This window comes from Tamlana carrageenivorans (genome assembly GCF_002893765.1).
Lineage (GTDB): Bacteria > Bacteroidota > Bacteroidia > Flavobacteriales > Flavobacteriaceae > Pseudotamlana > Pseudotamlana carrageenivorans.
In genome coordinates, this window is the sequence record NZ_CP025938.1 from 1,292,579 (window position 1) to 1,308,140 (window position 15,562).

The 15,562-nt window shown below is 37.5% G+C and carries 9 protein-coding genes and 1 pseudogene; 6 read left to right on the forward strand and 4 right to left on the reverse strand.

The features are described from left to right. The first annotated feature begins 3 nt into the window (after positions 1-3). The 4 genes from C1A40_RS05835 to C1A40_RS05850 all read left to right on the forward strand — a co-directional run bounded on the left by C1A40_RS05835 (position 4) and on the right by C1A40_RS05850 (position 7,483). Positions 4-3,504, forward strand: a complete 3,501-nt coding sequence (locus tag C1A40_RS05835; RefSeq protein WP_102995076.1) for an efflux RND transporter permease subunit — start codon at positions 4-6, stop codon at positions 3,502-3,504. 136 nt (positions 3,505-3,640) lie between these two features. Then, a complete protein-coding gene (aspS, locus tag C1A40_RS05840; protein WP_102995077.1) occupies positions 3,641-5,395 on the forward strand; it encodes an aspartate--tRNA ligase in 1,755 nt (584 codons plus the stop codon). A 46-nt stretch (positions 5,396-5,441) separates the two neighbouring features. After that, a complete protein-coding gene (locus C1A40_RS05845) occupies positions 5,442-7,235 on the forward strand; it encodes a chloride channel protein (RefSeq protein WP_102997151.1) in 1,794 nt (597 codons plus the stop codon). 17 nt (positions 7,236-7,252) lie between these two features. Continuing rightward, positions 7,253-7,483, forward strand: a complete 231-nt coding sequence (locus tag C1A40_RS05850; protein ID WP_102995078.1) for a hypothetical protein — start codon at positions 7,253-7,255, stop codon at positions 7,481-7,483. A gap of 380 nt (positions 7,484-7,863) precedes the next feature. Here the strand turns inward: C1A40_RS05850 and C1A40_RS05855 are convergent, their stop codons facing one another. After that, positions 7,864-8,313 (reverse strand): nucleoside deaminase, encoded by a 450-nt coding sequence (locus C1A40_RS05855; RefSeq protein WP_102995079.1) that lies wholly within the window; start codon positions 8,311-8,313, stop codon positions 7,864-7,866. Positions 8,314-8,432: 119 nt separating this feature from the next. On the opposite strand from C1A40_RS05855, the gene dxs reads away from it, so the two are divergent. Both dxs and C1A40_RS05865 read left to right on the forward strand, forming a co-directional pair. Continuing rightward, positions 8,433-10,187, forward strand: a complete 1,755-nt coding sequence (gene dxs, locus C1A40_RS05860; protein WP_102995080.1) for a 1-deoxy-D-xylulose-5-phosphate synthase — start codon at positions 8,433-8,435, stop codon at positions 10,185-10,187. A 246-nt stretch (positions 10,188-10,433) separates the two neighbouring features. Next, positions 10,434-11,336 (forward strand): IS1595 family transposase, encoded by a 903-nt coding sequence (locus C1A40_RS05865; RefSeq protein WP_277871393.1) that lies wholly within the window; start codon positions 10,434-10,436, stop codon positions 11,334-11,336. Positions 11,337-11,463: 127 nt separating this feature from the next. On the opposite strand, the pseudogene feoB reads toward C1A40_RS05865, so the two are convergent. From feoB to C1A40_RS05880, 3 genes and pseudogenes are all read right to left on the reverse strand, one after another. Further along, a pseudogene (gene feoB / locus C1A40_RS05870) lies at positions 11,464-13,655 on the reverse strand (ferrous iron transport protein B). Between the two features lie 2 nt (positions 13,656-13,657). Beyond that, on the reverse strand, positions 13,658-14,680 hold the full coding sequence (locus C1A40_RS05875) for a metal-dependent transcriptional regulator (RefSeq protein ID WP_102995082.1): 1,023 nt from the start codon (positions 14,678-14,680) through the stop codon (positions 13,658-13,660). Beyond that, positions 14,677-15,336 (reverse strand): metal-dependent transcriptional regulator, encoded by a 660-nt coding sequence (locus tag C1A40_RS05880; RefSeq protein ID WP_102995083.1) that lies wholly within the window; start codon positions 15,334-15,336, stop codon positions 14,677-14,679. The genes C1A40_RS05875 and C1A40_RS05880 overlap by 4 nt, the downstream gene beginning before the upstream one ends. Between the last annotated feature and the right edge of the window lie 226 nt (positions 15,337-15,562).

Genomic DNA, 15,562 nt, shown 5'->3' on the forward strand with positions numbered 1-15,562 from the left:
CTAATGACTGATAAAAACAATAAAAAAGACAAAACAAATAAAGAGTTTGCTTGGTCTTCTTGGGCGATTAACAATCAAACCACCATGTATGTTTTGATTACCTTAATCTTATTTCTTGGTGCTAGTGCTTATTTTAGTTTACCACGAGAAAACTTTCCTGAGGTTAAAGAAACCAAAATATACATTAGTTCGGTATACCCAGGAAATACCGCTGAAGATATTGAAAAACTCATCACCGACCCACTTGAAGATAAGCTTAAAACGGTAAGTAATGTGGTCGAAATTACTTCAACTTCTCAAGAAGATTATTCGATTATCGTAATTGAATTTGATTCCAATATTTCGGTAGAATCGGCTAAACTTAAAGTTAAAGATGAAGTAGATTCAGAAACGGCAAGTGAAGACTGGCCTACGTTTAATGGCGCCAAGGTAGAACCTAATGTATTCGACTTAAGTTTATCGGAAGAAATGCCTATCCTCAACATTAACATTTCGGGTGACTACCCTATTGATAAACTTAAGGAGTACGGCGAATATCTAGAAGATAAAATTGAAGGTCTTCAAGAAATTAAACAAGTAGATATTAGAGGTGCTCAAGAAAAAGAAGTTGAAGTTGCGGTAGACATCTATAAAATGATGGCAGCTGCCGTAAGTTTTGATGATGTGATTAACTCCATCAACAGAGAAAACCTAACCATGTCGGCTGGAAATTTAGTAACAAGCGGACAACGTCGAACGATTAGGGTTTTAGGCGAAATTACAAATCCGAAACAACTTGAAAACTTCGTTGTAAAAGTAGAACACGGCAATCCTATATATTTAAAAGACATCGCCGAAGTTACTTTTAAAGATGAAGACAGAACCACCTACGCTAGAGAGTTTGGAGCACCAGTAGTGATGCTGGATGTTAAAAAGCGTGCAGGAAAAAACATGGTTGATGCCGCCGATCAAATTCGTGACATCGTAAATGATGCCATTGAAAATGTATTCCCTCCAGACTTAGTGGTAAGCATAGCAAACGACCAATCGCCTAAAACTATTGGTCAGGTTGATGATTTAGTAAACAATATCATTTTTGGTATCATACTCGTTGTTACCGTTTTAATGTTTTTCTTAGGCTTCAAAAATGCCTTATTTGTTGGTTTTGCCATACCTATGTCGATGTTCATGTCTTTAATGATACTCGACTATTTGGGCTACACCATGAATACGATGATTTTATTCGGACTCATCATGGGGCTTGGAATGCTAGTTGACAATGGTATTGTGGTTGTAGAAAACGTTTACCGACTTATGTCTGAAGAAGGCATGTCGCGTATCGAAGCGGCTAAAAAGGGAATTGGCGAAATCGCTTTTCCTATTATCATTTCTACCGCTACAACAGTTGCTGCGTTCATCCCATTAGGGTTATGGCCAGGGGTTATGGGTGAATTCATGAAATATTTCCCAATTACCCTATCCATAGTATTAGGATCTTCATTATTCGTAGCGATCTTTTTCAACTCCGTTATGGTGTCTCAATTTATGACCATAGAAGATAAAAACATGCCTAAAAAGCAGATTTATAGAATCTCAGCCATATTTGGAGGAATCGGCTTGCTTATTTTATTCTTTGGTGGTTCATACCGAGGTTTAGGAACTTTAATGATTGTAACGGTAGGTTTAATATGGATTTACAGATTATTCTTAAGACGTTGGTCTAATAAATTTCAAAATCAATCTTTACCACGTTGGGAACGATTATATGAGCGTTCACTTCGTTTCGCGATTGGAGGAAGAAAACCCGCCATCATTACCATTTCAACTTTTGTCCTATTAATTATAGCCTTTATTGGGTTTGGTGCATCCGTTGGAACACAGCGTACCAAAGTGGAATTTTTCCCAGATAATAAACCTAATCAAATTATTGTCTATATCGAATATCCTGAAGGTACCGATATTGAAAAAACCAACGCCATCACTAAAGACATTGAAGAGCGTGTATATAAAATTATAAACGACCCTGTTTACATGCATGGCGATCACAATTTCCTTACCGAAAGTGCTGTATCGCAGGTTGGAGAAGGTGCAGGAAACCCTCAAACCGATGGTGGTTCGTCTGCCGAAATGCCGCATCGTGCAAAAATTACAGCGACCATGCGTGAATATAAATTCCGTGAGGGTGCTAATAGTCAGGAATTACTTAAAAAAGTTCAAGAAAGCTTAAAAGATATTTACCCTGGTGTCGCTATTTCTGTTGAAAAAGATGCCAATGGCCCTCCTGCAGGTTACCCTATTAATGTTGAATTAGAAGGTGATGACTATGCTGAACTTATCAATACAGCCGAAAAAATGCGCGATTACCTGAATACTAAAAACATTCAAGGTATAGACGAATTGAAAATAGACGTTAATAAATCGAAGCCTTCTATGATGGTTGAAGTTGACCGAAAAAAAGCCGGAGAATTAGGTATTTCTGCAAGTCAGGTCGGACAACAATTACGCAACTCTATTTTTGGTGCTAAAGCTGGCATTTACAAAAAAGATGGCGATGACTACGATATCTATGTGCGTTTTAATGAAGAGAATAGATACAATACCAGTGCTATTTTCAATCAGAAAATCACTTTTAGAGATATGGCTTCTGGACAAGTTAAGGAAATCCCTGTTTCTGCCGTTACTAAACACAACAACTCTTCTGGGTTTAGTGCTATAAAACACAAAGATGTTAAACGTGTGGTAACGCTATACTCTGCATTAGCACCTGGTTTTACCGATGCTGGAGCCATCGTTTCTAAAATACAGTACGAAATGCAAGGTTTCACCGCAAAACCAGACAATGTAAGCATTGATTATACAGGACAAATTGAAGAACAAAATAAACAAATGGCCTTTTTAATGGGTGCATTCTTTACCGGGTTAGGTTTAATTTTCTTTATTTTAATTTTCCAATTTAACTCCGTTTCAAAACCTGGTATCATCATGTTAGCCATCTTTTTAAGTTTAATAGGCGTTTTTGGAGGCATTGTAGCTACAGGAAGTGCCTTCGTTATTATGATGACCATGATGGGAATTATTTCCCTTGCCGGAATTGTAGTAAATAACGGTGTGGTACTCCTAGATTACACCCAACTTTTAATAGATAGAAAGAAAGTTGAATACAACATGGAAGACAATCAATATCTTAACGATAGTGATTTGGTAGAAATCATAGTAAAAGGTGGAAAAGCGCGTTTACGTCCGGTACTATTAACCGCTATAACCACAATTTTAGGATTAATTCCATTAGCTACAGGTTTAAACATTAACTTCTTTACACTTTTCAGTGAGTTTGACCCCAATATTTATGTTGGTGGTGATAATGTGATCTTTTGGGGTCCTTTAGCCTGGACAGTAATTTATGGCTTATTTGTAGCCACCTTCTTAACCTTAATTGTAGTACCTATTTTATTCTATTTAGTAACTAAATTTAAAATGTGGTTATATAAAGACCGTGTGGTTTCTAAAGATAATATCACCGCATAAAAAGCTAATACATTTCGTTTTTAATGGTGGCGACTAACGCGATGAACAGTAAAAAAGCTTCAATTTTATTATTGGAGCTTTTTTAATTTATAGAGTCGTTTAACTTCACTAAATTTGCACCTCAATTTTTTTATTTATGTACAGAAGTCATAACTGCGGCGAATTAAGAGCTGCACATATAAATACAGAAGTCACTTTAGCGGGTTGGGTTCAAAAATCTAGAGATAAAGGTTTTATTGTTTGGGTCGATTTAAGAGACCGTTACGGGATCACTCAATTGGTTTTTGATGAAGAACGCACCTCTAAAGCACTTATCGAACAAGCTCAAGATTTAGGACGCGAATTTGTTATTCAAGTGAAAGGAACCGTAATCGAGCGCGCTTCAAAAAACCCGAACATGCCTACGGGAGATATCGAATTGTTAGTTTCAGAATTAAATATTCTTAATGAAGCGAAACTACCACCGTTTACTATCGAAGATAAAACCGATGGTGGTGAAGATATCCGAATGAAATACCGCTATTTGGACATCCGTAGAAACCCTGTTAAAAACAGCTTAATATTTCGTCATAAAGTCACTCAAGAAGTTAGAAACTATTTATCTAACGCTGGTTTTATTGAAGTTGAAACACCATACTTAATCAAATCGACTCCAGAAGGGGCTCGTGATTTTGTAGTGCCTTCACGTATGAACGAAGGTCAGTTTTACGCCCTTCCACAATCTCCTCAAACTTTTAAGCAATTGCTTATGGTTGGTGGTATGGATAAATACTTCCAAATTGTGAAGTGTTTTAGAGATGAAGATTTACGTGCCGATAGACAACCAGAATTCACACAAATAGACTGTGAAATGGCTTTTATCGACCAAGAAGATATTTTAAATGCTTTTGAAGGCTTAACACGTCACTTACTTAAAGAAGTAAATGGTGTTGAGGTTGAAAAATTCCCAAGAATGCTTTACGATGATGCCATGCGTTTATATGGTAACGATAAACCAGACATCCGTTTTGGTATGGAGTTTGGCGAATTAAACGCCGTAGCGCAACATAAAGATTTTGGCGTATTTAATAGCGCTGAACTAGTTGTTGGTATTGCTGTTCCTGGCGGAAATAGTTTCACCAGAAAAGAAATCGATAAATTAATTTCATGGGTAAAGCGTCCGCAAGTTGGTGCTTTAGGTATGGTTTACTCACGTTGTAATGACGATGGTTCTTATAAATCTTCGGTAGATAAATTCTACGATCAGGACGATTTAGCCAAATGGGCAGAAGCAACTAATGCCAAACCAGGTGATTTAATTTGTGTGCTTTCAGGAGATAAAAATAAAGTACGTACACAACTTAGTGCTTTACGTATGGAATTAGCTGAACAATTAGGTTTACGTAAACCTGATGAGTTTGCACCGTTATGGGTTATGGACTTCCCACTTCTAGAATGGGATGAAGAAACAGAGCGTTACCACGCGATGCACCACCCATTTACCTCACCAAAACCTGGTCAGTTAGAATTATTAAAAACCGATCCAGGTGCTGTAAAAGCCAATGCTTACGATTTAGTACTTAACGGTAACGAAATTGGTGGTGGTTCGATAAGAATTCACGATAAAGAAACCCAATCGTTAATGTTCGATTATTTAGGCTTTACGCCTGAAGAAGCCAAAGCACAATTTGGATTCTTAATGGATGCTTTTCAATATGGCGCACCTCCACACGGCGGTTTAGCATTTGGATTGGATAGATTGGTAGCCATTTTAGGCGGACAAGAAACCATTAGAGATTTTATTGCGTTTCCAAAAAACAATTCTGGCCGCGATGTCATGATCGATGCCCCTGCACCAATCGACGACGCGCAACTCACAGAATTAAGTTTAAAACTAAATTTAAAATCATAACTTTATAAAATCCTGCAACTTGCAGGATTTTTTAGTAGATTTAATCATGCCAAAACGAACTCTATTTAAACGCTTTCTTATTTGGAGAGCCAAGCATATCTCACATAAACAGTTTGTTAATATACTAAGTGTTGTGATTGGGTTTGCGGCTGGTATGGGCGCAGTTGTATTAAAAAACCTCACACACTTTATTCAAAGTTTATTAGAGGGTAATTTAATAGAGCACTACCATCATGCTTTCTATTTCTTATTTCCTATTTTAGGATTAACCTTGGTCTATCTCATTATGAAATATGTGATACGCCATAAGGTAAGTCATGGCATCCCTTCTACCTTACTTGCTATTTCAAAACGTAAGGGTATCATGAAACGCTTTCAAATGTTTGGCTCCATTTTAACGGCACCACTCACCGTTGGTTTTGGTGGTTCGGTTGGTTTGGAGGGACCTACGGTAGCTACTGGTGCTGCTCTAGGGTCTAACATTTCCCGAATGTTTCATATGAACCAAACCACTAGAACTTTACTTATTGGTTGTGCAGCCGCTGGTGCCATGAGTTCCATTTTCAAAGCGCCTATTGCAGCCATTATTTTTGCCATTGAAGTTTTTAGTTTAGATCTCACCATTGCTTCTATGTTACCGCTATTATTAGCCTCGCTTTCAGCTATATTAACTTCATACTTTTTCTTTGGCGATGATGTAATTTTACCGTTTAGAATAGAAGATAAATTTTACATTACCGATGCGCCTTTTTATATCCTTTTAGGCATTATAGCCGCTTTTGTTTCCATCTATTTCACAGATGTTTATGATCGCATTCAAAAATTTTTCGATAAAATAGAATCGCCAGTAAAAAAACTTATTGTTGGAGGTATAGGCATCGGAATTCTAGTATTTTTAATTCCGCCCCTATATGGTGAGGGTTTTGATGTCATTAACAACCTTATCGTAGGAAATCCCGAAAAAGCTTTAGAGAGCAATTTATTTCATTTAAACCTGGATAATATCTGGATCGTGGTCATGCTGTTAGGAGGTCTCTTGATCTTTAAAATTGTGGCCAGTTCCTTAACTTTTGGAGCTGGTGGTGTTGGTGGTATTTTCGCCCCAGTATTATTTATGGGAAGCATTATGGGCTTTTGCATGTCTAAAATTTTAAACCATTGTGGCTTATTTAAAACAACAATCTCAGAAAGTAATTTTACGCTCGTAGGCATGGCCGGATTATTGGCAGGGGTTTTACACGCACCCCTAACAGCCATATTCCTAATCGCAGAACTTACTGGTGGCTATGAGCTTTTCATCCCACTGATGCTAACCTCAACCATTTCATTCGGTATTACTAAATACTTTAAACCGCACTCCGTATATACCATGGAATTGGGTAGAAAAGGCGAATTAATCACCCATGATAAGGATCACGCCGTGTTAACCTTGATGGACATCAATAAAGTAATTGAAACCAACTTTATTGCTATTTCACCAGAAATGGATTTGGAACAAATGATTAATAAAGCCATCATCAAATCTAAACGAAACATTTTCCCTGTCGTAGATAAAGAAAGTAAAAAACTAAAAGGGATTATTTTATTGGACGATTTACGCCCTATTATGTTTGATCGTACTTTATATAAAGAAGTGCTTGCCACACACATCATGCAAAAACCACCTGCCGTTATTTTACTAGATCAAGATAAAATGACCGATATCATGCAGAAATTTCAAGACAGTAGCGCATGGAATTTACCGGTTACTAAAAATGGTGTTTACTACGGATTTATATCTAAATCTAAGCTTTTAACCGCCTATCGCCGACAATTAATCTCACTTCAAGTAGATTCATAATAGTAATTTTATTTAAAATGAAGTACCTCTTAATCGTATTAACCATCGCTTCTTTAACCAGCATTGTTCTAGGATTTATTCTAGATGTTGATTACGCTGAAAAACTCATCGGCTTTGGTGTTGTTGGCCTTTTTCTAATCGTATTTCCTGTTTTCGCTTACATCAGTTGGAAAGATAAAAACGTGAAAGACTATATGCTCACCAAGGAGAATTTGGATAAAATGCGTGAGAATCAAAAACGGAATTAATACGTTTCAGCAGACTGTTTTCATTCGTGTATAAAAAACAACGAAAAACCTCCGTGACACTCTGAGTGGCTCCGTGTAGCTTTGTGATATAAAAGCAACTGGACTTACACTGAGATACACAAAGTTTACACAGAGACGCACAGAGAAAAAGTGATCTTCAACTTAAATAAAAAATCTTTGACACTAATTTCTAGAATTTACACAAATTATTTACGTGTTAATCCATTCGTGATAATCTGTGTAATTCGTGTTTAAAACACAAGGCAAAGCCTCTATGATTCTCTGTGTCCCTCCGTGTAGCTTTGTGAAATAAAAAATCATCAATGTACAAGCAAATACATCTGTGATAATCAGTGTAATCCGTGTCTAAAAATCGAGATTTAATTCAAATTACGTCGTTGAATAAAAAAACGCTTCAACAAATCAGATGCTTCTTCTGCCAAAATACCGCCTTCAATAATGGTTTTAGGATGCAATTTGGTGTTTAAATGGATACAACCGCGTTCTGGATCACGAGCGCCATAAACAATTTTAGAAATTTGTGACCAGTACAAGGCACCGGCACACATTTGGCAAGGCTCTAAGGTTACATATAAGGTACAATTTTGAAGGTACTTACCACCTAAGAAATTAGCCGCAGCTGTAATAGCTTGCATTTCGGCATGAGCCGTCACATCATTCAGCATTTCGGTTAAATTATGACCTCTTGCAATAATTCTATTATCGATAACAATCACTGCTCCCACAGGAATCTCCCCCTTTTCAAAAGCAGTTTCTGCCTCCTGAAGGGCTTTTTTCATAAAATAAGTATCGTCGAATGGCTGAAGCATAATGAAAAGATTAGATTTTCAAAATTACAATTTCAAATATATTTTGAATTATAAATTTAAGATAAAGCCCAATTTATATTTTCAATTAGGAAGAATAATAAAAACAGTATTTTTGTGTCGTGCAAAAAAATCTATTAAACCAAATTGATTCCCCTAAGGACCTGCGTCTTTTAAAACAAAAAGACTTACCTCAACTTGCCAAAGAACTACGGGAATTCATTATTAACATCGTTGCGACTAAAGAAGGGCATTTAGGCGCAAGCTTGGGTGTTGTAGAACTGACTATCGCATTGCATTATGTGTTTAACACCCCCGAAGATCAACTGGTTTGGGATGTTGGGCATCAGGCCTACGGACATAAAATTTTAACGGCCAGAAAAAATAATTTTGAAACCAACAGACAACTAGGAGGCCTAAGCGGATTCCCAAAACGCGACGAAAGTATCTTTGATACTTTTGGTGTTGGGCATGCCTCCACCTCTATTTCTGCGGCTTTGGGTATGGCCATTGCATCGCGACTTAAAGGAGATCTAGAAAAACAACACATTGCGGTAATAGGCGATGCGAGTATTGCGGGCGGTATGGCTTTTGAAGGCTTAAACCATGCCGGCGTTACCAAAGCCAATTTATTAGTCATTTTAAACGATAATGCTATTGGTATCGATCCTAGTGTTGGGGCTTTAAAATTGTACCTCACCAATGTAAAAAAGGGCACTCAAAAGCAAGATAATATTTTTGAAGCCTTAAATTTTGATTATTCGGGTCCGATTGACGGTCATGATCTAGATGCTGTCATAGCGGAATTACAACGCTTAAAAACCGTTCAAGGCCCCAAGTTTTTACACATTATAACCACGAAAGGGAAAGGTTTAAAGCAAGCTGAAAAAGACCAAGTTAAATACCATGCTCCTGGGAAATTTAATGCCCAAACTGGCGATATTCCTGTAAAAGCAACCACCATTCAACCCCCTAAATATCAAGATGTTTTTGGGCATACCATTGTGGAATTGGCCAAAGAAAATAAAAATATAGTTGGCATTACGCCAGCCATGCCAACGGGAAGTTCCCTAAAATTTATGATGGATAGCCTACCCGATCGTGCTTTCGATGTGGGAATTGCCGAACAACATGCGGTAACACTAGCAGCTGGTATGGCTACTCAAGGTTTAATTCCGTTTTGCAATATTTACTCCACATTTTTACAACGGGCTTACGATCAAATTATTCACGATGTGGCCTTGCAAAACCTACCCGTTATTTTTTGTTTAGACCGCGCTGGTTTAGTTGGCGAAGACGGTGCCACGCACCACGGCGTTTACGATTTAAGCTATTTACGCTGCATACCAAACCTTATTATTTTTGCCCCTAGAAACGAAGTGGAATTGCGTAACATCATGTACACCGCACAATTGGGATTGAAACAGCCCATCGCCATTCGGTACCCTCGAGGGCGTGGGGTGATTATCGATTGGAAACAAGGGTTCACTAAAATTAATATCGCCGAAGCAGTCATCCTTCAAGAAGGCGAAAACATAGCCGTTTTAAGCATTGGAACCATGGCTAAAAACGTTTCGGAAGCCATTACAAATTTAAATGTGTCGCATTACGACATGCGTTTTGTGAAACCCTTAGATGAAACCTTATTACATCGTATTTGTAAAACACATCACACGATAATTACTGTTGAAGACAACAGTGTACGTGGCGGTTTCGGATCGGCGATTCTAGAATTTATGGCTGAACATAAGTATACCAACACCATAAAATTATTAGGCATTCCAGATACTTTCATCGAACATGGAAAAGTTACCCAACTCCAACAATCTATTGGCTTAGATCCTGAAAGTTTAAAAGTGTTTATTGAGAATATTTGATGATGATTAGCCATAGAAACTATAAGCATTAGGCTTTAGGCTGTATGCTAAAAGCGACAAGATGCTTCAAATGAATAGTACAAACACATTCGTGCCAATTCGTGAAATTCGTGTCCCTTTAATTTTTAACTGTACAATATTGAAACGTGCCATCGAAAGACGGTCTGAATAAATAAAAAAACACCCCTATGATCCCCTTAAGGGGCGATTTCCTAGAATATGGCAAAAAATATATATCTTAGAGAAATGGAACAAGAATCAATACTTTCAATCGTCTCACGTTTTGGTACTCAGAAAGCGTGTATAGAGCACCTTGAGTCTATTCGTTGGCCTAATGGGCCTGTTTGCACTCATTGTGGAAGCATGCATATTCATAATCGAAAAAATTCAAATAGACATTTGTGCAGGGACTGTAATAGTTCTTTTAGCGTTACGGTAGACACTATAATGCACGCTTCAAAATTACCATTACCCAAATGGTTTGCAGCAATATTTTTAATTGTTAATGCTAAAAAAAGGATTTCTTCACTACAACTTGCTCGTGATATTAATGTTAACAAAAATACAGCATGGTATATGCAAAAACGCATACGAGAAGCTATGTATTCTGATTCAGATGATCTATTAAAGGGTATTGTCGAGGTAGATGAGAGCTATGTTGGAGGAAGCATGACTAATATGCGTAAGTCTTATAAAAAGGAACTCGGTATTTATCCTGGAGGAATGGAACACAAAAAGCCCGTTCTTGGGATGATGCAGCGGGAAGGGTTAGTGAAAGTTATAGTGATTGATAAGGCTGATGCAAAAACCATTAGACCATTGCTAAACAAGCACATTGATACAGCAAGCGAGGTAGTTACAGATGGTTTTGGAGCTTATAGAATGCTTCATAAGACACATGCAAAACATGTTAAGCTCAATCATTCAAAAAACATAATGTCATTAGGAAAATATAATACTTCTAGATTGGATTCTTTCTGGACAACAATCAAAAGGGCTATTGTGGGTCAGTATCACCGAGTAAGCCCTGAACATTTACAGAGCTATTTAGATGAAATCGCCTTCAAGTTCAATAATAGAGAAGAGGATTTATTTAGTCTTCTAATAACTAGAATTATTCAACAAGAACCAAGAATTGCCGTTACCTAGGAAATCGCCCCTTAAGGGGATATTTCACCTATTCATATTATAGGCGCCCCCTTCTGACCTGCACTAATTCTCAGATTTCACACACTGATAACTTAAAGCCTATAGCCTAACGCTAACAGCAATCCCCCTAAAACAATCTCCAAATTTGTGCTACCAAGAAACACACAACGAACCCTAAAATAACGGGCATTACAGAAGCAACAGTTGTCCATTTTACGCTGTTTGTTTCTTTGTATATGGTATATATAGTCGTACTACAAGGATTATGCAACAAACTAAAAAGCATGAGGTTAATGGCCGTTAATAGTGTCCAGCCGCCAGCTTTCAAAATATCGCCTGTAGCATTAATAGAATCGAGTTCAAACATAACGCCAGCTCCGGCACCTCCACCAATGCCAGTCACCATTACGGTAAGCATCAAAATAGTTGGAATAACAATTTCGTTTGCTGGAATAGCAACGATATAAACCAGAAGAATTACGCCATTTAAACCGATTAGAAATCCGAAGCCATCCATACCATTAATAAGCCAAGCTGCTATACTTTCATCCCCAATATGAAGATTCGAGATTAACCAAATAACAGCACCTGCTGGTGCAGCAAACACAATAGCACGCCATAAAACAATTAAGGTTCTATCAATTAATGAGGTGTAAATGGTTTTCCAAAAGCGAGGTGGTCTGTAAGGAGGTAATTCTAAATTAAAGGTAGAAACTTCACCTTTTAAAACCGTTTTAGAAAGCGCCCAAGACACCCCAAACATAAAGGCCATCCCTAAAACAGCAATACCTATAACAGCTAACAACGATGCTATGCTAGAAAAAGACTCTGGAACTACAGCGCCAATAAAAATGGTAGCAATTAATATTTGTGTAGGCCAACGTCCGTTGCATAACGAAAAGTTATTTGTTATGATGGCAATTAAACGCTCTCTGGGGCTATCGATAATACGTGTAGCCACTACGCCTGCAGCATTACAACCAAAACCCATACTCATAGTTAAAGCCTGCTTGCCATGAGCTCCAGATTTATTAAACAAGGCATCCAAATTAAAAGCCACGCGTGGGAGATAACCAAAATCTTCTAAAAGCGTAAACATGGGAAAAAAGATAGCCATAGGCGGTAACATCACGGCTATAACCCAACCAACAGCCAGATACACGCCATCAATTAAAAAACCTGAAAGCCACCAAGGCATATTTATACTTTCGGCACCAGACTGTAACCAAGGGTGGATGGTATCTAAAAACAAACTAGCTAATAAGGATGAAGGATAATTAGCACCCACAATAGTGAGCCAAAGCACGGTACCTAGAATTAAAAACATAATAGGGAAACCGAAATATTTACTGGTTACGATTTTATCTATTTTAGCATCTAAACGAAAACGCTTTTCAGAATCGCTGGTTTTAACGGTATCCTTAACAATATCGGCAGCATCGGCGTAAATACCCTCCGTAAGGTTATCATGAAACTCGTCGCCTATTTGCCAACGCAGTTCATTGGATAATTCTATAATATGGTCAATGTTATTCTTTTTCATAGTCTTAAGCCTTAAACAAATTCTCCAGATTTTAACGCTTTTATAATTTCTTTATCCCCTTCTAATAACCTAAAAGCAATCCATCGGCTGTTAGGGATGTTTGGAAACTCCTTTTCAATTTCTGCTGTTAAAGTGCGAACGGCTTTTTCAATATTGGAAGGCACATTTTTGATACGATGGGGTTTACATACTATTTGTTCGCTTGCAATCTCACTTACGGTTTGAATAAGCTCCGGTATACCCTTGTTGAATCGCGCACTGGCAGGTACTACGGGAATCCCTAAATCTTTTGACAAAGTTCTTACATCGATTTCGACCTTATTCCTCTTAGCTTCATCCATAAGATTTAAACAGAGAACCGCTTTATCGGTAATTTCTAAAATTTGCAACACGAGGTTTAAATTGCGTTCCAAACGGTTAGCGTCAACCACTATAATCGTTACATCTGGCTTTCCAAAAAGAATAAAATCACGTGCTACAGCCTCATCTTCGGATGTAGATAGTAAAGAATAGGTTCCTGGCAAATCGACTAACTTGTACTTATTGGTATTGTATTCAAAGCCGCCTTCAGCACGCATCACCGTTTTTCCTGGCCAATTTCCTGTATGCTGACGCAAGCCTGTTAAGGCATTAAACACCGTACTTTTACCGGTATTGGGGTTTCCGGCTAGAGCTACTACGAAATCGAAATTATCGGTTTGAATCCCTAATTTTTTTAAACCCTCTTTATTAAAATGTTCGCAGGTTTCGCAAGCTGAATTAACTTTAGTTTCCATAATTAGTCTTTTTTAATCAGAATTTTTACTGCCTGATCATTCCGCAAGGCAATCGAAGTCCCTTTTATTAAATAAGCATTTGGTTGTCCCAAAGGGTTCACCAAATCGATGGATACGGTAGCGCCTTTAACGAAGCCCAAATCCAATAACCGTCGTCGACTTTCACCGCGACTTTCTCTTGAAATTCCTATAATTTTTGCGGTTTCATGAGCTTCAAGACTCGATAAACGTGCTACATCATCTTCTACAGCAACTGCCTTCTCTATTTTTGCAACCGTTAAGTTAGCAGCAACTATAGGCGCCAATTTAAAGGTTTCACCTTCAGAACGAAAAACAATGCGCGTGCTATTATTTTCAATCACTTTAATGAGCGAACCCATGTGAATATTTTCGGCTAAAATTTGCTTATAAATCACATCAGGTTCATCTTCGATATGCGTTATTCTTCCAACGGCTCCAACTGGTAAAAGCGGCAATTCTACCCCAGTAACCTCGGCAACTTTTCCAGATTTTGTTGGAATGGGATCGCCATGCGGATCGAACTTTGGATTCCCCAATTTTGCAGATAACACATCGGCATCATCGTGAGACAATTTATGCTCCATCATTTCAGCACGATCGTGCCATTCGGTTTTATGAAATCCCGTTTTATCGGCCAAATAACGTTCCCAAAGGCGGTGCACACGAACGATACGTAAGGCGTAATCCCGACCGTTTTCTGTTAGCTTTAATATATCGGAATCGAAATAAATTAAATCGTTTATAGTCATTTTATTAATCGCTTCAACAATACGCCCATGGTTAAAGTCAAGCACCTGAACTAAGGTTTTCATATCCACTTTATTATCGGAGTCCTCAAAATGATAAAGCTGTTTAAGAATGTCTTCAATAATCACTTTTTCATTGCTTTTCATATGCTTCTTCAGTAACCAAAACCAACCCTTTACAGGTCGGAAAATCAGATACATCAAACCCACAATAAAAAAGAAAACGGCGAGCGCCACTAAGGGGTTATAGTTGTTCATAATTCCTGACTTATAAATAAATTTTTAGCTACAGCATTAGAAATGATCATTTTTTTGGTTGATGTTTCTATGGTTAAAGAATGATCAAAAGGCTCAAAATCTAATACTTTAATGGTATCGCCTAAGGCCAAATTATTTTTATTCAAATATTTTAAAAACACATCCGAAGAATCGATAACACGAGCTAAAACACCTTTATTTCCAGGCTCAACCTCTAAAATATTAACAGATTTAAGAGGCGTATAATGACCATCTTTATCTGGTATGGGATCGCCGTGCGGATCGTGGGTTGGGTAACCCAATAAGGCATCCAACTCGTTCACCAATTTTGGCGATTTAATATGCTCTAATTGCTCGGCAACATCATGAACTTCATCCCAGGTAAAGTTTAATTTTTCTACTAAAAACACTTCCCACAAGCGATGTTTTCTAATAACCAGAGCGGCTGCTAAGCGTCCGGATTCGGTTAAAGTTACTCCTTGATATTTTATATAATTAGCTAAGTTTTTCTCGGCTAATTTTTTAATCATATCTGTAACCGAAGAGGCTTTAGATTCAATTTTTTCAGCAATAGCATTGGTACTTACTGCCACTGTGCCTTGCTTACCTAAATGGTAAATGGCTTTTAAATAATTTTCTTCTGATCGTGTCACCATAACATTAAAATACAAGCAAATATACGCAATTTTAAAATGTGTTAAAAATATTTTTAGATGAGACTAAAAATGATTTTAAAGCAAAAATTTTAAAAAAACCCCTCAGAGTTATAGAGCTACAAATACCATTATTACTCAGAGATTCACAGAGTCCCACAGAGATGCACAAAGGTTAATTGTTTAAGATATTTGTCATTCAGAAGGAGGAACGTCTGAAGAATCTATT